Consider the following 19,757-nt stretch of genomic DNA (forward strand, 5'->3'; position numbering starts at 1 on the left):
CGGATCAGGTGTCCGGCGTGCGTGCCGAATCCACAGCGTGCACGGCGTCCGCTCGGTGGTCCACACCGCTTAGAGCGGACTCGTTTGAGGTGCTCACACCGGAAACGCGACGATCCCACCCCGAATTCGGGGTGGGATCGTGCGCGACGAGGTGCGAGCACCTCAAACGGGAGGGTCAGTACGAGGGCTGCGAGGGGTCGATCTGGTTCACCCAGGCGACGACGCCACCACCGACGTGGACGGCGTCCTCGAGGCCGGCGCCCTTGACGATCGCCAGCACCTCTGCCGAGCGAGCGCCCGACTTGCACTGGAGGACCACCTGCTTGTCCTGAGGCAGCTGTCCGAGCGCGTTGCCTGCGAGGAACTCGCCCTTCGGGACGAGGATCGAGCCGGGGATCTTGTTGATCTCGTACTCGTTGGGCTCGCGCACGTCCACCAGGACGAAGTCGCGCGAACCCTCCTCGCGCTCCTTGAGCCAGCTCGCCAGCGTCGTCACGGAGATCGTCGAGTCGGCCGCGGCCTCCGCGGCGTCGTCCGAGAGCACCCCGCAGAACGCCTCGTAGTCCTCGAGCAGCTCCGTCGGCGGCTCCGCGTTGGGGTCGCGGCGGACCTTGAGCTCGGTCCAACGCATCTCCAGCGCGTCGAACACCAGCAGCCGGCCGACCAGCGGGTCACCGATCCCGGTGATCAGCTTGATGGCCTCGTTGACCATGACCGAGCCGATCGACGCGCACAGCACGCCGAGCACGCCACCCTCGGCGCAGGACGGGACCATGCCCGGCGGCGGCGGCTCGGGGTAGAGGTCGCGGTACTGAGGACCCTCCTGGGCCCAGAACACCGAGACCTGGCCCTCGAAGCGGTAGATCGAGCCCCACACGTACGGCTTGCCCAGGATCACGGCCGCGTCGTTGACGAGGTAACGGGTCGCGAAGTTGTCGGTGCCGTCGAGGATCAGGTCGTAGCCGGAGAAGATGTCCAGCACGTTGTCGACGTCGAGGCGCTCCTCGTGGAGGATCACGTTCACGTACGGGTTGATCTCGGCGACCGACTCCTTGGCCGAGAGGGCCTTGGACTTGCCGATGTCACTCTGGCCGTGGATCACCTGACGCTGCAGGTTGGACTCGTCGACGGTGTCGAAGTCGATGATGCCGAGCGTGCCGACACCGGCCGCCGCGAGGTACAGCAGCGCGGGGCTGCCGAGACCCCCGGCACCGATCACCAGGACCTTCGCGTTCTTGAGCCTCTTCTGGCCGGCCATCCCGACGTCGGGGATGATCAGATGCCGGCTGTAGCGGCGAACCTCGTCGACGGTCAGCTCGTCGGCGGGCTCGACCAGGGGTGCTAGTGCCACGAGGTCTCCTCGGTCGGGTGCGTTGCTCTCATCGGGTCCAGGAGACCCGCTGATGTCGTCAACACCATGCGGTGGCGCGGTGTTCCCGCGGCTCTCCGGCCCTCCTCCATCATGCCCGGCACGTCCCGGAGACCGGACACCCGTCTTACGCTCCGGACACGGTCGGCGGGGTCGCGAGACCGTCCGGTACGTCCCGCTTGTCCGCGCCTCAACTCGGCAAGACGACCTAGCGGGATACGATCGGGCACGTGACCGACACCACGACCGCTCCACGCCCGCGCGGCGGACGCCTCCCTCGCAGCGCCCGGCGGGCCCAGCTCCTCGAGGCGGCTCGCGAGGTCTTCGTCGACAACGGCTACCACGCCGCCGCCATGGACGACATCGCCGAGCGTGCAGGGGTCAGCAAGCCGGTCCTGTACCAGCACTTCCCGGGCAAGCTCGAGCTCTACCTCGCCCTTCTCGACTCCGCGTGCGACACGGTCGTCGAGTCCGTGCGCGACGCGCTCGCCTCGACCGAGGACAACAAGGCCCGTGTCCAGGCGACCATCGACGTCTTCTACAGCTACGTCGCGAGCGACCAGGCCGCGTTCCGGCTCGTCTTCGAGTCCGACGTCACCAACGAGCCCGAGGTGCGCCGCCGCGTCGACCGCGTCAACACCGAGACAGCCGAGGCCGTCGCCGCGGTCATCCACGACGACACCGGGCTCCCGGCGGTTGCGTCGGAGCTGCTCGCGGTCAGCCTCGTCGGGATGGCGCACGTCGGGGCGCGCTACTGGCTCGACCAGGGCTCGGCGCTGTCCAAGGAGGAGGCCGTCGCCATGGTGAGCGCGCTGTCGTGGCGCGGCATCGGCGGGTTCCCCCGCACCGACGAGCCCGACGGTCGCTGAGCGGCGCCGTACGCGGGCAGCAGACGCCCGTGCTCTCGCTGCGCACCGCGAGATAGCGTGAACCTGCCTCCCGTCCGTGGAGGTGCCCGTGACACAGAAGAGAGGCCATGACGTGGACGTACGGATCGGCGTGCAGCACAGCCCCCGCGAGCTGTCGCTCGAGACCACGGAGACCAAGGAAGCGATCCTGCAGGCGTTCAAGGACGCAGGCTCGGGCGACGGGCTCCTCGCACTGAGCGACGACCGCGGACGCAGCGTGGTCGTCCCGGTCGAGAAGGTCAGCTATCTCGAGTTCTCCGGGGAGTCCGGCCGGCGCGTCGGCTTCGGCGAGTCCTGAGCCTGACCGGCACCACCCGCACGACACGCACGCCCCGTGGGGGCCGGGCTCAGGAGTCCAGCCCGAGCTCGGCCATCCGCGCGGCGTGGTTCTCCGTCATCCGCGCGAACATCCGCCCGATCGCGGCCAGGTCCATCCCGTTGCCGCGGTCGTAGGCACCGACCAGCACGGCCGTGAGCCCGTCGTGCTCCGCGGCCACCAGCTGCGCCTGGCTCAGCGCCTCGCCCATCAGTCGGCGTCCCCACAGCGCCAACCGTCCCGAGATCGACGGGTCGGCCGCGATCGCCTCTCGCACCCGTGCCACCACGAAGTCGGAGTCGCCGGTGCCAGCCAGGCTGTTGAGGACGAGCGCGCGCGTGTCGACATCCAGGTAGGCGGCGATCTCCCGATAGAAGTCGGCGGCCAGCCCGTCGCCGACGTACGCCTTCACGAGCCCTTCGAACCAGTCGGAGGGGGCGGTCTTGGCATGGAAACGGGTGAAGGTCTCCTCGAACGGCGTCATCGCCTCGTACGGGTCGACGCCCAGCGCGGCCAGCCGGTCGCGCAGCCCCAGGAAGTGACCGAGCTCGACGTTGGCCATCTGGGCAAGCTCGGCCTTGTCGCGCAGCGTCGGCGCCAGCGTGGCGTCCTCGGCCAGCCGCTCGAAGGCCGACAGCTCCCCGTACGCGATGACGCCGAGCAGCTCGACCACACCCTCGCGATAGATCGGGTCGTCGAACGCTGCGGAGGTCTCGGAGGGGGTCGTCGAGTCGGCCATGATCGAAGAGTAGCCATCGCCGGTACGTCGAGCCGCGCCCGTGCCGTCAGGCGCTGGGGATAGAGTGGTAATGCCCAGGCATGGATCACGGTCCCTCGGACCTTCTGTCGCCGGGCCGCGCGGTCGCCGCCGAGCAGCGCGTCGAACGTCGACGCTCCGCCGCCACGACCTCAGGAGACCAGGCCGCCAAAGACGCGCGGCACGATCGACAAGAAATCGAGAAGACCCCTGACTACGTTCAAAGACCTGGGCGTTCTCCCGGAGATCGCCGATGCCCTGGAGACCCAGGGCATCACCGACGCATTCCCGATCCAGGAGATGACGCTCCCCATCGCACTGCTGGGGAACGACCTGATCGGACAGGCCCGTACCGGTACGGGCAAGACCCTCGCCTTCGGCATCCCCGTCGTGCAGCGGGCCATCGCACCGCACGACCCCGAGTTCGAGATGCTCAGCGCCCCTGGCAAGCCGCAGGCGCTCATCATCGCGCCGACCCGTGAGCTCGCGCTCCAGGTCTCCGCCGACGTCTCTGCCGCCTCGGTCAAGCGCGGCACGCGGGTGCTGACCGTCTACGGCGGCGTCCCGTACGAGCCGCAGCTCGAGGCTCTCGAGCGGGGTGTCGAGATCGTCATCGGCACGCCGGGGCGTCTTCTCGACCTGGCCAAGCGTCGCTCGCTCGACCTGTCCCACGTCAAGGCGCTCGTCCTCGACGAGGCCGACGAGATGCTCGACCTCGGGTTCCTCCCCGACGTCGAGGCCCTGATCTCGCGCACGCCCGAGCTGCGCCAGACGATGCTCTTCTCGGCGACCATGCCGGGTGCGATCGTGGCGCTCGCCCGCACGCACATGCGTCACCCGGTCAACATCCGCGCGGAGTCCAGCACCGACTCCTCGATGGTGCCGGCGACGGCGCAGTTCGTTTTCCAGGCCCACGACCTCGACAAGCCCGAGATGGTGGCCCGCATCATGCAGGCCAAGGACTTCGGTCGCGCGGTCGTGTTCACCCGCACCAAGCGTGCGGCGCAGCGCCTCGCCGACGACCTGGCCGAGCGCGGCTTCAACGCCGCCCCTCTGCACGGTGATATGGCGCAGGTGGCGCGCGAGAAGGCGATGAAGAAGTTCCGTGAGGGCAAGGTCGACGCGCTGGTCGCGACCGACGTCGCCGCGCGAGGCATCGACGTCGCCGACGTCACGCACGTCATCAACTACAGCTGCCCGGAGGACTCCAACACCTACGTCCACCGGATCGGCCGGACCGGGCGCGCCGGCAAGAGCGGCAACGCGGTCACGTTCGTCGACTGGGCCGACATCGCGCGGTGGAAGACCATCAACCGCGACCTCGGGCTCCCGTTCGACGAGCCGCTGGAGACGTACTCGACGTCGGAGCACTTCTTCCACGACCTCGGCATCCCGAGCGACGTCACCGGACGCATCGTGCCGCCGTCAGCGCCGGCCCCGAAGGCCGACCGCCCTCGCTCGGGCTCGGGCTCTCGATCGGGTTCGGGAGCACGCGGCTCCGAGCGTGACGGTGGCGCAGAGGGCGGCGCCAGCGACCGTCCCCGTCGCAACCGCAACCGGCGCCGTACCCGCGGCGGCGAGCCTGTCACCGAGTCGGGCGAGAGCACGACGACGGCCGTGACGGCCACGACCGGAGCCCCGAGCGCTCCGCCAGCGGGCGACGACTCGCCGTCCGGTGAGGCCACCCCCCGACGCCGGCGCCGTCGTCGTCGCCCGTCGGGAGACGGCGGCGAGGGTCGGACCGACGGCGCCGAGAGCGCCGGTGCACCCGCCGCTGACGCCTGACGCACTCGCCGGCGACCTGACGTACCGAGCACCCACCGCACCTGTGCGGTGGGTGCTTCGTCGTTCGTGCGGCGACCCGAAGGGCGGCTCGTACGGCGTTCGCGCGGCGACCCGAAGGGCGGCTCACGCGACGACGACCACGACCGTCCCGACCGGAGCGAACTCCCACAGAGCGATCGCGTCCGGACGATGCTGCCGCACGCACCCGGACGAGAGAGGCGTCCCGAGCTGCTTGCGCGTCTGCACCGGTCTGCCGTCGCCGTCGACCGGGATGGTGTGGAACCCGATCGGCGCGTTGACGCCGCGTGTGAAGCGCACGAAGTACTCCATGGTGCTGCCCAGGTCGTACGACGTGGCGTGTCTCGACCGCGAGTAGACCTCGTACCTGCCGGGGCCGAGGTTGTCGAGCTTGCTGCCGGAGACCTCATACGTCCGTGCGGTCCGACCGTCCTTGCGGACGAGCCAGACCCGTTGCTCGCTCATCGAGAAGACGATCCGCCGTCCCTTCCCCGACCGTGCCGGGAGCGGCGCCTGCGAGGCGCGCGCCGACGTGGCGGTGGCGCCGGGGGTCGGCGTCGTCTGAGACGACGGGGACACCGACGGCGGGACCGTCGGACCCTGGACGGGACCCTGGACGGGACCCTGGACGGGGGCTGCCGGCGGGGCGACCTGCGCGTCACCGACCGAGGGCGCAGCGGGCGGGTAGACCGCTGGTCCTGCGGCGTCGAACCCACCGACGGGGGCCGCTCCGGCAGGCTTCACCAACGCGTCGATCCCGATCTCTGGAACGAGGTCCTCGTGAAGCGCGAACACCGTCGCCGCCATGCCGCCCGCCAGGATGGCGGCCGTCCAGCGCGGCCAGTGCCTCCGCGGCCGCCTTCGTGCGCTGTGACGCCCCGAGGATGTCACGGAACGATCACGGCGCACGGTCACGCTGGTCAGCGTACGGGCCACCGAGGTCCGCGTCGACGGAGGGGCGAGATCCTCCGCGAACGGCGCACCGACCCGTAGCCAGGGTTCGCCGCCGCGCCTCGCCACGATCTGCGAAGATCTGCCCATGTCTCTCGCACTCGTGACGGGCGCCACATCAGGGATCGGGCTCGCGTTCGCCCGCGAGCTCGCGCGTCGCGGGGACGATCTCGTGCTCGTGGCGCGGGACGAGGCACGCCTCGACCGGCTGGCTGGTGAGCTCCGCCTAGTCGGCCGCACCGTCTACGTCGTGCCTGCTGACCTGGCCACCCGCGAAGGGGCGGCCCGCGTCGCCGAGGCCGTCCGCGAGCACCGCATCGACCTCCTCGTCAACAACGCGGGCTCGTCGATCGGGAAGTTCTTCGGAGACACCGACGTGGCCGACGAGGACGCCCAGCTCGACCTGATGGTGAAGGCACCGATGGACCTGATGGCCGCGGCGCTGGAGGTGATGCGTCCGCGCGGTTCCGGGCAGATCCTCAACGTCGCGAGCATCGCCGCGTTCACACCGCGTGGCACCTACTCCGCGCACAAGGCGTGGATCGTCAACCTGAGCCAGTGGATGAACATCCAGTACGCCCGCGAGGGCGTCGTGACGACCGCGCTGTGCCCCGGCTTCGTCCGTACCGAGTTCCACCAGCGCATGGGCGTCGACCCGAGCGACGTCCCCCGCTGGATGTGGACCAGTGCGGAGCAGCAGGTGCAGGGGGCCCTCGCCGACCTCGCCAAGGGCAGGCCGCTCTCCATCCCGACCGTGCGCTACAAGGTGCTGGGCGCGATCGCCCGCTACGCGCCGGCCGGTCTGGTCGCCGCGGTCGCCAAACGGGGCCGGAAGCTCGCCGAATGACCGTGGCCGACGCCCAGGTCGCGGCCCAGGTCGTGAGCTCGCGGGTCATCGAGACGCCTCGAGGGGCGTTCGCCGCGCTCGACGCCCGCGTCCCGCCCGGCACGTCGAGACGGGGACACGTGCTCCTCGCGCCCGGGTTCACCGGAAGCAAAGAAGACTTCTCGGCCATCCTCCCCGCGCTCGCCGCGGCAGGCTGGCACGCGACGGCGTACGACCAGCGCGGTCAGTACGAGACGGCGGGCGACCCGGACGACGACTACTCGCTGTGGGGGTTCGCCGCCGACGCGCTCGCCGTCCAGGAGGCCCTGGCGCCGCACGGGCGCTCGCACCTCGTCGGCCACTCGTTCGGGGGTCTGGTCGCCCAGCACGCCGTGCTCGACGACGCGTCGGCCTGGCGGAGCCTGACTCTGCTCTGCTCGGGTCCGGCAGGGTTCAGGCATCCCGTCGTGAGGGGGCTCGCGAACGACCCCGAGGGGTCCACGCGGAGGCTGGAGTCCTTCCTCGTCGCCGTCCCCGCCCTCGGCCTGGAGGCGGTGTTCGAGAGCCAGGAGACCGACCCCGACGCCGCGCCCGGCGTGCGCGACTTCCAGCGGACTCGGTTCGTGGCCAGCTCCCCCGAGTCGCTCTGCGCGATCGCCGCGTGCCTGCTCGACGCTCCGGACCAGGTCGACGCACTCGCGGCGACCGAGGTGCCGGTCGCCGTCGGCCGCGGCGCCGACGACGATGCGTGGCCGCACTCGGCCCAGGACGCGATGGCCGCGCGCCTCGGCACCGACGTCGTGGTCATCTCCGGCACGGGGCACTCCCCCGCCGCGGACGCACCGGAGGCGACGGCGGCGTTCCTGCTGCGGGCGTGGGAGCGCCCCGGCCTCTGACGCCCTCAGCCCGCGTCGACGATGGCCGCGACCGGCCCGCCACCGTCCGGACCCTGGTGCGCCGCCGAGACGGAGACGAACACGGCAGGGTCACCGGTCACCGCGGCGGTGACGCCACCGACCGCGGCCTTGATCTGACGGTGCCAGTGGACGTCGGAGTCGTCGAGCATCGCGTTGCGACGACCGCGCACCATGCCGTCCTGGCTCGCCTCGCACTTGAGGAAGACGTTGACGAGCCGGTCGTCGAGGTCGCTCGTCCGCGGGCGCTCCGGCAGGTCCAGCCCGGCCGAGCGGATCGCGTCCCAGATGCCGTCCGCGTCGAGCGCGTCGTCCATGACCGCGTGACCGATCCGGTAGCGGCCACCGATCCCGCGCACGTTGCCCACCACCACGACCTGGGCACGGTCGAGCTCGACTCCTGAGGAGCAGGAGGCCACCGACGAGAAGAGCCGACGGTCCTTGAGGACGTCCGCGTCGGTCGGCATCTCGATCTCACCGAGCGCGACCGCGACGCCGAGCGCCGTCGTGCCGTTCGAGAGGTCCATCGACGCGAGCGTGTCCTCGGTCCACACCGACTCTCCGCGCGACGTGGCGTCGCGGATGGTGTCGATCGTGAGCAGCGGTGTCTTGGTCTGGACGTAGTGCACGTCGGCGGCGTCGGTGATGCCTGCACGCTCGACGGCGACCGTCACCGCGGCAGCGACCTTCTCGATCATCGCGGTGCGCCCGATCTCCTCGGGCAGCAGCACGTCGCTCATCGCGAAGCCGACGCTGAGCCGGGGCTCCTCGCTCGCCTCGACCGAACCGTCGGGCAGCGTAGCGAAGATCGTCGCGTGCGGGCTGATGACCCCGTCGGTGCCGCCGGACCAGACGATGGGGATCTCCTTGACCTCCGCCGCGGAGCGCGAGCCCTGGGCGACGAGGACTTCTCGGAACGCCCGGTCGGCGATGATCCGCGTGTAGTCGTTGACGCCGCCGTTGCCCTCGGTCTTGCCGATGATCGCGATGACGCGGTCGGCCTCGATCACGTTGTCCGCGATCAGCTTCTCGAGCTCGCTGGCGTCGGCGACGGAGTGGATCGGGACCTTGCGGACTTCGATCGCTGCTGGCATGGCGTTCCTCTCGGTTGGGGTACGTCGGTGGTCGGGGCGGCGTCGCGACGGCTCAGCCGGTCGGCTGCGGGGCCTGGACGGTCAGCGGGTCGGGGCTCACGCGGGTGCCGGTGCGCCCAGCGACGGCCTCGCCGATGCGGGGCAGGGAGGTGATGACGCCGGTACGGCCCGTGTGCGACGCGAACCGCGCCACCGCCTCGACCTTCGGCCCCATCGATCCGGCCGCGAAGGCGCCGGTCGCCGCGAGCCTCCGGATCTCCGAGACGCTGATCGCTCCGATGGGCTCGGCCTGCGGTGTGCCGAAGCCGAGGACGGCCGCGTCGACGTTCGTCCCGATCACGAGGCCGTCGGCCTCGATCCGCTCGGCCAGGAGCGCCGCAGTGAGGTCCTTGTCGATGACCGCCTCCACCCCGACGTACGAGCCCGACGTGTGCACGGTCGGGATGCCACCGCCGCCGGCGCAGACGACGACGAACCCGTCGGCCAGCAGGGTGCGCACGGCGGGGATCTCGAGGACCGCCCGCGGCTCTGGCGAGGCGACGACCCGGCGCCAGCCGCGACCCGGGACCTCGACCCACCGCTGGCCGTGCGCCCGCATGGCCGCGGCCTCCGCCCCGCTGGCGTAGCGGCCGATCGGCTTGGTCGGCACGAGGAAACCGGGGTCATCGCGGTCTACCAGGGTGCGCGACACCAGAACGGCGCTGCGCGCGTGGTGGCCACGACGTCCGAGCTCCTCGTCGAGGGTGTCGAGGATCAGCCGGCCGATCGTCGCCTGGGTCTGCGCGACGCACCAGTCCAGCGGGACGGGGGGCACAACGTTGGCGGCCATCTCGTTCTTGAGCAGCAGGTTGCCCACCTGAGGGCCGTTGCCGTGGGTCAGGACGATCTCGTGCCCCGCCTCGACGAGGTCGGCGACGCTGCGCATGGACTCGAGGATCGCCGTGCGCTGGTCCTCGGGACCGACAGACCCGTCTGGCGCGGTCATGGCGTTGCCGCCGAGGGCGATGACGAGGCGCATGCGACGAATCTAGGGGCGTATGTCGGTGTCGGCACTGGCGAAGATCGCCAACGCGGCGGCGTCGGCCCGTCACACCTTGACCAGCAGGGCGGGACCCGTTCTCCTCGCCGGGACACCGCAGATTACCCTGTGCGCATGCCACGACGCCGCACTCTCGTGCTGGTGCCCCTCGCGCTGACGCTCCTCGCCGGCTGCGGGCATGCGCCCATGTCCGAGAAGTCCGTGGAGGAGAAGGCGTCGGAGGAGATGGGCAAGCAGATCGGGCTCGCGCCGGTCGTCGACTGCCCCGACGACCTGGAGTCGCGTGCCGGCGCGACGATGGACTGCACCCTGTCCGACCCCAACGGCAGCAACAAGGAGTACTCGATGACGGTCCGCGTCGTCAGCCTCGAGAACGGTGTCGCGAAGCTGAAGTTCGCGCTCGACGACGGCGACTGACCAACCGCCGCGAGGATGCGCGGGCGCTCATTGTGGCACTCGCACGACGTCGACGGCGGCGAAGGCCGCACCGTCGGCGAGCCGGGCGTAGCCGGGACCGCGGTCGAAGAACACCTCGCTCGGCCGGTCCGAACGGCGAGCGGCGCGCAGCGCCACTGTCGCCTCCTCGTCGACGCCGAGGTCGTCCCCGTCGCCGGTGAGAACCACGGCGTAGTCCTCCTCGGCGGCGCGCCGCGAGACCTTGGCCCACACGACGTCGCGGACGACGAGAGCGGGGTCGCGGTCGAGCGGGTCACCCCAGCCCCCGCCGCCGGTCGTCCGGATGCGGACGGTCTCCCCCGCGCGCACCGGCTCGGCGTCGGCGAGCGCGTCGACGAGCCGCTCGTGCCGCCCACCGGGGTCCACCACCACCTCGAACGGACGCCCGGCCAGCCCACCGTTGACCCCCCAGCACGCGAGGATCGAGCGGTCGGCGATCGACATGAAGTGGGCGTCGGCGAGCATCCGCAGGTGCTTCTCGTAGCCGAGCCCGCCGCGGAACGTCCCGGGCCCACCCGAGTCCACCGCCAGCGAGAGCGACTCGACGACGAACGGGAACCGCGACTCGGTGAACTCGGTCGGCAGGTTCCGCGAGTCGGGCACCACGTGGATCGTGTCTTCGCCGTCGGCGTAGTAGCGGCCGCCCGAGCCGCCACCGAGGACCTCGCGCATGAGGTACGGGCGACCGACGAGGTCCGTCCCGTACACGCCGGTGTAGCGGATCGTCTCCTGGTCGGCGGGCATCCGCCCGTCCACGGCCTTGGCAAGCACTCCTGCGAGGACCCCGAGCAGACGCAGGATGACGAAGGTACGAGCGTTGGTCGGCGCCGGGAACTCAGGTGTGATCAGCGTGCCCTTGGGTGGGAACCGCATCTCGATCAGGGGCACGACACCCTCGTTGACGTCCAGCTCGGCCATGCGTTCGGGGGTGTCGGCGAGGTTGCGCAGGATCGGTGCGAGCCACTTCTTGAGGAAGACGCCGTCGGAGTAGTCGCCGCAGTGGTTGATCGGTCCCTTCGCCTGCGGTGACGTGCCGGCGAAGTCGAGGACGACCCGCTCGCCACCGGGATCGTCCGCACCGGTACGGGTGAGCGTGATGCGCTGCGTGTGGAGCTGCGGCTCGTCGACCCCGTCATGCTCGGCGTAGTCCTCCCAGACCCACGTGCCCACCGGGATCTTCGCCAAGATCTCCCGCCGGTAGGTGTCGGTGGTGCGGTCGATGATCGCGTCGAAGCACGACTCGACGGCGTCCACGCCGTAGCGGTCGAACAGCTCTCCCAGGCGACGTGCGCCCATGAGGCAGGCAGCGCACTCGGCGTCGAGGTCTGCGGCGAGCGACTCCGGCATGCGGGAGTTGCGGGTCATGATGGTCAGCGCGGCACGGTTCGGGACGCCCGCGTCCCAGAGCTTGATGGGCGGGACCATCAGTCCCTCCTCGTACACGCTCGTCGCCGCGCTCGGCATCGAGCCGGGGACGGCTCCGCCGATGTCGTCATGGTGCCCGAAGGCCTGGATGAACCCGACGACCCGCTGCTCGCCCTCGACGCCGCTGAAGACGGGCACGGTGACACACAGGTCGGGAAGATGCCCGATACCGCCCTCGGACCGGTAGACGTCGTTGTGGAAGTACACGTCGCCGGGCTTCATCTGGTCGATCGGGAAGTCGCGGGCCACCGGGTGGACCAGGGCAGAGTACGAGCGACCGGTCAGCTTGCGCAGCAGCCTGTCGTGGATCCCGGCGCGGAAGTCGTGGGCGTCGCGGATCATCGGTGAGCGCGACGTCCGGGCGATCGCCGTCTCCACCTCGTGCTCGATCGACGCCAGGCTGCCCTGGACGATCTCGACGAGCACCGGGTCGGCGCAGCCGCCGGCGTCGTCGGTGAGCATGCCGAACGGGAACTGGGTGGGTGCAGGACGCGAGGTGGTCATGCGGGGCTCCCCGCTCGGGTGACGACCAGGTTGAGGTACGGATCGACGCGCGCGACGAACCCGGGATGGAGCGGGACCGTCGACCCGTACTCCTCGATGACCGCGGGGCCGTGGACCTCGTGCCCCGGCAACAGGGACGCACGATCGAGGACGGCCGCGTCGACGTACCCCGCGCGCGCGTCGAAGCACACCGGCCTGCGCACGGTCGTCGGCGCGGCCGCGATGCGGGTGACCTCGTGCCGACGAATCGCCGGTCGCCGGATCGGCCCGATGCCCGACACCCGGAGGCTGACCCACTCGACCTGCTGGGTGTCGTCACCGGCGAAGTCGTAGCCGTAGAGCGAGCGGTGCTCGCGGTGGAAGGCCTCGGCCACGGCGGAGACGACGTCCGCGTCCACGGGACCGCCGGGCACGGGGACGCGAACCTCGAACGCCTGCCCGAAGTAGCGCACGTCGGCGGTCCGGACGAAGCGCTGGGCCTCGGGAGGGAAGCCCTCGGTCTCCAGCGCAGCCGCCGCCCGTGCGGCCAGCCCGTCGTACAACCGCTCCACCTCGGCCGGGTCGAGCTCGGAGGCCAGCCGGACCGCGGTCTGCACGTAGTCGTTCTTGACGTCGACCGTCAGCAGCCCGAAGGCCGAGACGTTGCCCGGGCTGTGGGGAACCAGCACGGTCGAGATCCCGAGGACGTCCATCAGCCGGCACAGCAGGAGCGAGCCGGAGCCACCGAACGTCGTGAGGGTGAAGTCGCGGACGTCGAGCCCGCGCCTGACCGTGATCTGGCGCAACGCGTTGGCCTGGTTCCAGGCGGAGATCTCCAGCACTCCGGTCGCGGCCTCCTCGAGGGACAGTCCGAGCGCGGCGGCGAGCGACTCGAGACCCTTGCGCGCGGCGTCGACGTCGAGCGGGATCTCGCCCCCGAGCAGGTGCGGCGGGATGCGGCCGAGGACGACGTGCGCGTCGGTGATCGTCACGTCGGAGCCCCCCTTGCTGTAACAGAGCGGACCCGGATCGGCGCCGGCCGACTGGGGCCCCACCTTCAAGGTGCGCTCTGGGGACAGCCACGCGATCGACCCCCCTCCAGCACCCACGGTGACGACGTCGATCATCGGGATCTTGCTCGGGTAGACCCCCACGGTCCCCTCGGTGGTGAGGGTGGGCTCCCCGTCCACGACGACCGACACGTCGGTCGAGGTGCCGCCCCCGTCGCAGGTGAGGACGCGGTCGAACCCCGCGACCGACGCGATCATCGCGGCCCCGAGCGCGCCCGCGGCCGGCCCCGACAGCACGGTGGTGATCGGCTGGTGCACGACCTCCGCAGCCGAGAGCACGCCGCCGTTGGACTTCATCACGGAGAACGGAAGACCCTCGGTGAGCTCCTCGAGACGCCCGGCGATGCTGCGGACGTACGCCGACACCTTCGGCTTGACGGCGGCGTCGACCAGGGTGGTCATCGACCGCTCGTACTCCCGGTACTCACGGAGCACGTCCGACGAGATCGACACCACGGCCTCGGGGTGCTCCTCGGCGAGCACCGCCCGCATCGCCTCCTCGTGCGCCGGGTCGGCATAGCTGTGCAGGAAGCAGACGCCGAGCGTGTCGATCCCGCGCGCCCGGAACCACCGTGCGACCTCACGGGCCCCGTCGGTGTCGAACGGACGGATCTCCTCACCGGTCCACGACAGGCGACCGGCCACGCCTCTCACCCGGTCGCGCGGCACGATGCGGTCGGGCTTGACCCAGAAGTAGGAGTTGCCGTAGCCGTCCGGGACCGACTGACGAGCGATCTCGAGCACCGCCTCGTACCCCGCGTTGGTGATGAAGCCGAGTCGGCCGACCTTGCCCTCGAGGAGCTGGTTCGTGGCGACCGTGGTGCCGTGGGCGACCGCCGCCACGGTGTCCCGGCCGGCAGCGGGCCCTCCCTCGGGGTCGATCAGCGCCAGCACCTTGTCGATCCCGGCGAGGAAGCCCTCGGCCGGGTCCGTCGGCGTCGACGGAGTCTTGGTGGTGAGGAGCTCACCGGTGGACTCGTCGAAGGCCACCACGTCGGTGAACGTCCCGCCGGTGTCGATCCCGATCCGGAGAGTGGCGTTGATCCGTCCTGGACGGGAGCCTGACGTCATGGTTCTCCTCGCGTGGTGAGCCCTGCTCCTCGATTCCAACGCAACCACCTCGAGACCCCCACGGCGAAGGTCGCCTGACCCCTCCGGGGAACCTTGGCACTACCTGACAGGCCGCCGGCGCGACCCGCCATCATTGTCCCGTGCTCCGTACCCAGCTGGCTGCCCTCATGGCGGTTGTCGCCCTCCTCTCCGGGTGTGGGGTCACCCCCCACGCAGCCCTCTCTGCCGCCGGCGCCGAGGTCGCGAGCGGCCTCCCGCACGTACGCCATGAGCTATCGGTCTGAGGAGCTGCGGATCTCCGGTCTCCTGCACGTCCCGCACCACGCGGTCGACCGGCCCGCGGCCGTGCTCGCCCACGGCTACCAGAACCCCCGTACGTACCGGAGCGGGCACGCGATGACCGACGTGCAGGACCGACTGGCGAGGGCCGGCTACGTCGTGATGTTCACCGACTACCGCAACCATGGAGGCTCCGACCACGACTCCGACCTCGACGCCACCCTGCGCACCGGCTACACCGTCGACGTCGTCAACGCGGTCGTGGCGCTGCGGCGCGCCCGGCTCGACGCCGTCGACCCCGACCGGATCGGACTGGTGGGACGGTCGATGGGCGGTGGCATCACGTACAACGTGCTTGTCAGCCGGCCAGGGCTGGTCAAGGCCGCCGTCGTGCTGTCGCCGATGAGCTCGTCAGCGCCCGACGGTGTCGAGATCATGACGCGCCCAGCAGCGACGCGTGCCTGGAGCCTCGCGGCGGTGCAGGCCTCGTACGGTCCGCCGGACGAGGACTCCGCCGCTTGGCAGGACCTCTCGCCCCGCCGGTTCTTCGAGCGGGTCACCGAGCCGGTGCAGATCCACCACGGCACCGCCGACCGGACCTGTCCGCCGGCGTGGACCGCCGCCTCGGTGGACGCGCTGCGCGCGGCGGGCAAGGAGGTCGACGTCCACTGGTACCCGGGACAGGGTCACCGCATGTCCGGCGCAGGACACGACCTGTCCTTGGCGAGGACTGTGGCCTTCCTCGATGCGCACGTCTGAGCGGTCCCGGCGCCGCTGGTAGGTGGACCCCGATTCGGGTACGTTCCCGAGAACGCACCCGCCTCCGGGAGGAGCAGCCGTGTCCAACGTCGCCGACGCCCTCTTCGAGCACGCACGCGCCCGCCCCGACCGGGTGGCGGTCCGGGCCGCAGGACGCGAGACCACGTTCGGGACCCTGCGGGACGCGGCGGCGGCCTTCGCGAAGCGCGTCGTCGAGGCCGGGATCTCCCCCGGCGACCGCGTCCTCCTCGTCGCCCCGACCATCCCGGAGTTCGTCGCCGCCTACTACGGCCTCCACGCCGCGGGTGCGACCGTCATCACGATGAACGTGATGGCACCGGCTCGCGAGCTGGGCTACGTCGTCGACGACGCCGGCGTCGGTCTCGTCGTCGCCTGGCAGGACACCGCCGAGGCCGCCGAGGCCGTCGCCGGCGAGCGTGGACTCCCCTTCTGGCGGATCGGGCCGCTCGAGGACTGGGACACCTCAGACCAGCTCGACGCACCGGTCGACCTGCCCGACGATGCGACGGCGCTCATCATCTACACCTCCGGCACGACGGGGCGGCCCAAGGGCGCGGAGCTCGCCGTGTCCGGCATCGCCGCGATCGTCGACGCGGCCGAGCACGTCATCGAGTTCAGCGACGAGGACCGATCCGGCACCGCACTCCCGCTCTTCCACGTCTTCGGGCAGATCATGGTCATGCACCTGGCGCTCTCCTTCGGCACGCCGGTCTCGCTGCTGCACCCCTTCCACCCGCGCACGTTCGTCGAGATGATCCGCGACGACGAGCTGACGGTGGTGTCGGGCGTGCCGACGATGTGGATCGCGATGCTGCACGCTGCCGGTGACGCGAAGCCTGAGGACTTCGCCCGCCTCCGGCTCGCCTCGTCCGGGGGTGCGTCGCTGCCCGCCGAGGTGATCCGTGCGTTCGAGGAGAGGTTCGGCACGCGGATCCGCGAGGGCTACGGGTTGTCGGAGACGTGCGGCTGGGCGACCTTCGCCCCGCTCGACACCGAGCCGAAGGTCGGCGCGGTCGGCCGCGCGGTGCACAACGTCGAGATCGAGGTCCGTGACCTGGACGGCAACGCCGTGCCGGCCGGCGAAGTCGGGGAGGTGTGGATCCGCGGCCCGATCGTGATGAAGGGCTACTGGAACAATCCCGAGGCGACCGCCGCCGTCCTTCAGGACGGGTGGCTGCGTACCGGTGACCTCGGCATCCTCGACGAGGACGGTGACCTGCGGATCGTCGACCGGCTGAAGGACCTCGTCATCCGCGGCGGCTACAACGTCTATCCGAGCGAGGTCGAAGAGGTGCTCTACGAGCACCCCGACGTCGTCGAGGCGGCGGTCGTGGGCGTCGCCGACCCGACGTACGGCGAGGAGGTGGCTGCCGTCATCGTGCTGCGGGAGGGCGCCGTTCCCGACCCCGAGGCGCTCCGGGCGTGGGCCAAGGAGCGCCTGAGCGCGTACAAGGTGCCACGCCTCTTCCAGTTCGTCGATGTGCTCCCGAAGGGTCCGTCGGGCAAGATTCTCAAGCGCGCCATCGACCGTGCCGCGCTGTCCGACGCCGCGCCGCAGAACGCCACGCCGTCCGACGCCGGGCCGCAGGACCGCCGCCGGTGAGTCCCGCCACCGCCCGCGGCGCCCGCACGAGGGCAGCACTGCTTGCTGCCGCGCGCGAGGTCTTCGAGCGCGACGGCTTCGGCGACGCCCGCGTCGCGGAGATCACGCGGATCGCAGGCTGTGCCACCGGGTCGTTCTACACCTACTTCGCGAGCAAGGAGGAGATCCTCTCGGTCGTCCTCTACGAGGCACAGAAGGATGTCCTCCACCCGCACATCCCGCCAGAGGACGGCATCACCGACCCGGCGGAGCTCGTCGAGGCCAACCACCGGGCGTTCTTCGAGACCTACCGCGCCAACGCCCGTCTCATGCTGTTCATGGAGCAGGTCGCGAGCCACGACGCGAACTTCCGCGGGATGCGCCGGAGGCAGGGATGGGCGTACGCCGAGCGCAGCGCCGTGCTCGTCCGCCGGCTGCAGGCGCTCGGGCTCGCCGACCCCGAGCTCGATCCGGTGCTCGCCATGCGCTCTCTCGCGACCATGGTGACGCGGATGGCGTACAACACCTTCGTCGCCGGTGACGAGACCTCCCTCGACGACCTCGTGGCGATCTCCACCCGGTTGTGGCTCAACGCGATCGGGGTGACCGCGCGCACGGAGGCCGTCCCGGCGTCAGTGCCCGCGGCGTCGGAGACATCGTCGTGAGCACGGTGCAGACGGTCGCGGGGCCGGTCGACAGCGCCGACCTCGGTCGTACGCTCGTCCACGAGCACATCGTCATCGTCGGCGAGGAGCATCGCCAGAACTACGCCGGCGACTGGGACGAGGACCAGGTGGTGGCCGACGCGGTCCGCGACCTGACCGAGCTCGCGCGCCTCGGGATCGACACGATCATGGATCCGACGGTGCTCGGGCTGGGCCGCTACGTGCCGCGGGTGCAGCGCATCGCGGAGCAGGTCGACCTCAACATCGTGGTGGCGACAGGGCTGTACACCTACAACGAGCTCCCGTTCCAGTTCCACTACGCCGGTCCGGGACTGCTCTTCGACGTGCCGGAGCCGTTGACCGAGCTCTTCGTCCGCGACCTGACGGAGGGGATCGCCGACACGGGAGTCCGCGCGGCGTTCCTCAAGTGCGCGATCGAGGCCCAGGGGCTCACGCCGGGCGTCGAGCGCGTGATGCGCGCGGTGGGTCAGGCGCACGTACAGACCGGCGCACCGATCACGGTGCACACCAACCCCCACACCGGGTCGGGTCTCGTCGCCCAGCGCGTGCTGGGTGAGGAGGGTGTCGACCTGTCGAAGGTGGTCCTGGGGCACTGCGGCGACACGACGGACCTCGACTACCTGAGCAGGCTGGCCGAGGCCGGTTCGCTGCTCGGGATGGACCGTTTCGGACTCGACCTGCTGCTGCCGTTCGAAGACCGGGTCGACACCGTCGTCGAGCTCGTACGCCGCGGCTTCGTCGACAACGTCGTGATCGCTCATGACGCATCGTGCGTCATCGACTGGTTCCCTGCGGGTGCCAAGGAGCAGGTCGTGCCCCGGTGGAACTACCGGCACATCAGCGAGGACGTCATCCCGGCCCTGCTCGACAAGGGGATCAGCCAGGCGGACCTGGAGACGATCCTGGTGCACAACCCGCGCCGTCACTTCGAGTAGCCGCACGCCCGCACCGCCGTACTCCCCCCTCGCGATCCTCCCCCTCGCGATTCGGTGAGGAGATCGGGATTTTTGCGCGGGAACTCCCGATCTCCTCACCGAATCGCCGACGTGGGGCGGGCGCGGGGGTCCATCCCCGCGAGAGCAGCGCAGCCCGTACGCGCGCGACCGCTCGAAGCGGATCCGCGATGTCGGCGGCCGCGATCACGACGACGATCCACCCAGCTGTCGCGAGGGCGGCGAGGCGCTCGTGGTCGCGCCGACGTTGCGCGGCGCTGCGCTCGTGCTGCCAGCCGTCGTACTCGACGAGCACCTTGTACGCGATGTAGGGCATGTCGCCGCGCGCGATGAAGCGGCCCGTCGACTCGTCATGGATGTTCGTGTTCGTCGCGGGCTCGGGGAGACCGGACCCGACCAGCAACAGCCTGACCCACGTCTCGCGTGGAGACTCGACACCGGTACGGACCAGGTCGACGGCTCGGCGCGCGCGTACGACGCCGTCGAGTCGTGACGCTGCCACGAACTCTCGGAGCCGCGGAGCCGTCGTCCACCCGGCGTGCACCAGCCAGTCGCCGGCGGCGACGAGGTCGCGCTCCGCGAGGCCGCTCGACGCGACGTCGACGAAGGTCCTCTCGGGGCCGAGTGTCGCGATGCCCTGCAGGTCCTCGGTCACGAGCGTCCCGCGCCTGCGATGGAGCGTGATCCTGGGGTCGACGCACTCGCGCTGACGGTTCGTCGACAGATGAACGGGGCCGTCCACGTCACCGATCAGCACCCCGCGCAGGTGCAGTGCGGTGAGATGGCTGACGACCGAGTCGGGAACGGCGAGGAGCGCGGCCTGAGACCGTACGACGACGGTGGGGTCGAGCTCGTGCCACCGCCAGACGCGAGGGTGCATCAGCACGAATCGTCGGCCCTCCAGGACGTGCCGAGGAAGGCCGTACGCGCGGAGCTGACCGACGGTGAACGGAGCGGACCTGAGTGACTGCGGGATCGCGTACATGCCCTGACGG

Annotated in this window: 18 protein-coding genes; 10 read left to right on the top strand and 8 right to left on the bottom strand. The window is 70.8% G+C overall.

Annotated elements, in window-relative coordinates:
* Positions 1–175: 175 nt before the first annotated feature.
* On the bottom strand, positions 176–1,351 hold the full coding sequence (moeZ, locus tag KV097_RS12325; RefSeq protein ID WP_220343922.1) for an adenylyltransferase/sulfurtransferase MoeZ: 1,176 nt from the start codon (positions 1,349–1,351) through the stop codon (positions 176–178).
* Between the two features lie 248 nt (positions 1,352–1,599).
* On the opposite strand from moeZ, the gene KV097_RS12330 reads away from it, so the two are divergent.
* Together KV097_RS12330 and KV097_RS12335 are read left to right on the top strand one after the other, a co-directional pair.
* Positions 1,600–2,238 (top strand): TetR/AcrR family transcriptional regulator, encoded by a 639-nt coding sequence (locus tag KV097_RS12330; RefSeq protein ID WP_220343921.1) that lies wholly within the window; start codon positions 1,600–1,602, stop codon positions 2,236–2,238.
* A gap of 88 nt (positions 2,239–2,326) precedes the next feature.
* On the top strand, positions 2,327–2,575 hold the full coding sequence (locus KV097_RS12335) for a DUF3107 domain-containing protein (protein ID WP_308289417.1): 249 nt from the start codon (positions 2,327–2,329) through the stop codon (positions 2,573–2,575).
* A gap of 49 nt (positions 2,576–2,624) precedes the next feature.
* On the opposite strand, the gene KV097_RS12340 is transcribed toward KV097_RS12335, so the two are convergent.
* Complete coding sequence (locus KV097_RS12340) at positions 2,625–3,332, bottom strand: ferritin-like fold-containing protein (protein ID WP_220366044.1); 708 nt, start codon at positions 3,330–3,332, stop codon at positions 2,625–2,627.
* Positions 3,333–3,650: 318 nt separating this feature from the next.
* Between KV097_RS12340 and KV097_RS12345 the strand changes: the two genes are divergently transcribed.
* Complete coding sequence (locus KV097_RS12345) at positions 3,651–5,135, top strand: DEAD/DEAH box helicase (protein ID WP_220346409.1); 1,485 nt, start codon at positions 3,651–3,653, stop codon at positions 5,133–5,135.
* A gap of 123 nt (positions 5,136–5,258) precedes the next feature.
* Here KV097_RS12345 and KV097_RS12350 read toward each other — a convergent pair whose 3' ends face one another.
* Entirely contained in the window at positions 5,259–5,960 is a 702-nt protein-coding gene (locus tag KV097_RS12350) for a L,D-transpeptidase (RefSeq protein ID WP_220366045.1), read from the bottom strand.
* A 232-nt stretch (positions 5,961–6,192) separates the two neighbouring features.
* Between KV097_RS12350 and KV097_RS12355 the strand changes: the two genes are divergently transcribed.
* Positions 6,193–6,951 (top strand): SDR family oxidoreductase, encoded by a 759-nt coding sequence (locus KV097_RS12355; RefSeq protein ID WP_220366046.1) that lies wholly within the window; start codon positions 6,193–6,195, stop codon positions 6,949–6,951.
* Positions 6,948–7,826: an alpha/beta fold hydrolase gene (locus KV097_RS12360; RefSeq protein ID WP_220366047.1), complete on the top strand. Its 879-nt coding sequence runs from the start codon at positions 6,948–6,950 to the stop codon at positions 7,824–7,826. Before KV097_RS12355 ends, KV097_RS12360 begins: the two co-directional genes overlap by 4 nt.
* A gap of 5 nt (positions 7,827–7,831) precedes the next feature.
* Here the strand turns inward: KV097_RS12360 and KV097_RS12365 are convergent, their stop codons facing one another.
* Positions 7,832–8,938: a ring-opening amidohydrolase gene (locus KV097_RS12365; RefSeq protein ID WP_220343915.1), complete on the bottom strand. Its 1,107-nt coding sequence runs from the start codon at positions 8,936–8,938 to the stop codon at positions 7,832–7,834.
* Between the two features lie 52 nt (positions 8,939–8,990).
* Positions 8,991–9,956 (bottom strand): carbamate kinase, encoded by a 966-nt coding sequence (locus KV097_RS12370; protein WP_220346406.1) that lies wholly within the window; start codon positions 9,954–9,956, stop codon positions 8,991–8,993.
* A 135-nt stretch (positions 9,957–10,091) separates the two neighbouring features.
* On the opposite strand from KV097_RS12370, the gene KV097_RS12375 reads away from it, so the two are divergent.
* Entirely contained in the window at positions 10,092–10,394 is a 303-nt protein-coding gene (locus KV097_RS12375) for a DUF4333 domain-containing protein (protein WP_220366048.1), read from the top strand.
* A gap of 27 nt (positions 10,395–10,421) precedes the next feature.
* Here the strand turns inward: KV097_RS12375 and KV097_RS12380 are convergent, their stop codons facing one another.
* Both KV097_RS12380 and KV097_RS12385 read right to left on the bottom strand, forming a co-directional pair.
* Positions 10,422–12,362 (bottom strand): hydantoinase B/oxoprolinase family protein, encoded by a 1,941-nt coding sequence (locus KV097_RS12380; protein WP_220366049.1) that lies wholly within the window; start codon positions 12,360–12,362, stop codon positions 10,422–10,424.
* Positions 12,359–14,482: a hydantoinase/oxoprolinase family protein gene (locus KV097_RS12385; protein WP_255559587.1), complete on the bottom strand. Its 2,124-nt coding sequence runs from the start codon at positions 14,480–14,482 to the stop codon at positions 12,359–12,361. Before KV097_RS12385 ends, KV097_RS12380 begins: the two co-directional genes overlap by 4 nt.
* Positions 14,483–14,677: 195 nt before the next feature.
* Here KV097_RS12385 and KV097_RS12390 point away from each other — a divergent pair, with 195 nt between their 5' ends.
* From KV097_RS12390 to KV097_RS12405, 4 genes are all read left to right on the top strand, one after another.
* Positions 14,678–15,520: an alpha/beta fold hydrolase gene (locus KV097_RS12390; protein WP_308289418.1), complete on the top strand. Its 843-nt coding sequence runs from the start codon at positions 14,678–14,680 to the stop codon at positions 15,518–15,520.
* A gap of 79 nt (positions 15,521–15,599) precedes the next feature.
* Entirely contained in the window at positions 15,600–17,144 is a 1,545-nt protein-coding gene (locus tag KV097_RS12395; protein ID WP_220366051.1) for an AMP-binding protein, read from the top strand.
* Positions 17,141–17,788: a TetR/AcrR family transcriptional regulator gene (locus KV097_RS12400; protein ID WP_220346402.1), complete on the top strand. Its 648-nt coding sequence runs from the start codon at positions 17,141–17,143 to the stop codon at positions 17,786–17,788. The genes KV097_RS12395 and KV097_RS12400 overlap by 4 nt, the downstream gene beginning before the upstream one ends.
* Positions 17,785–18,744 (top strand): phosphotriesterase, encoded by a 960-nt coding sequence (locus KV097_RS12405; protein ID WP_220366052.1) that lies wholly within the window; start codon positions 17,785–17,787, stop codon positions 18,742–18,744. The genes KV097_RS12400 and KV097_RS12405 overlap by 4 nt, the downstream gene beginning before the upstream one ends.
* Here KV097_RS12405 and KV097_RS12410 read toward each other — a convergent pair.
* A complete protein-coding gene (locus KV097_RS12410) occupies positions 18,686–19,747 on the bottom strand; it encodes a hypothetical protein (RefSeq protein WP_220366053.1) in 1,062 nt (353 codons plus the stop codon). The two genes, KV097_RS12405 and KV097_RS12410, sit on opposite strands and share 59 nt — an antisense overlap.
* Positions 19,748–19,757 lie beyond the last annotated feature (10 nt).

The organism is Mumia sp. zg.B17 (assembly GCF_019550915.1).
Lineage (GTDB): Bacteria > Actinomycetota > Actinomycetes > Propionibacteriales > Nocardioidaceae > Mumia.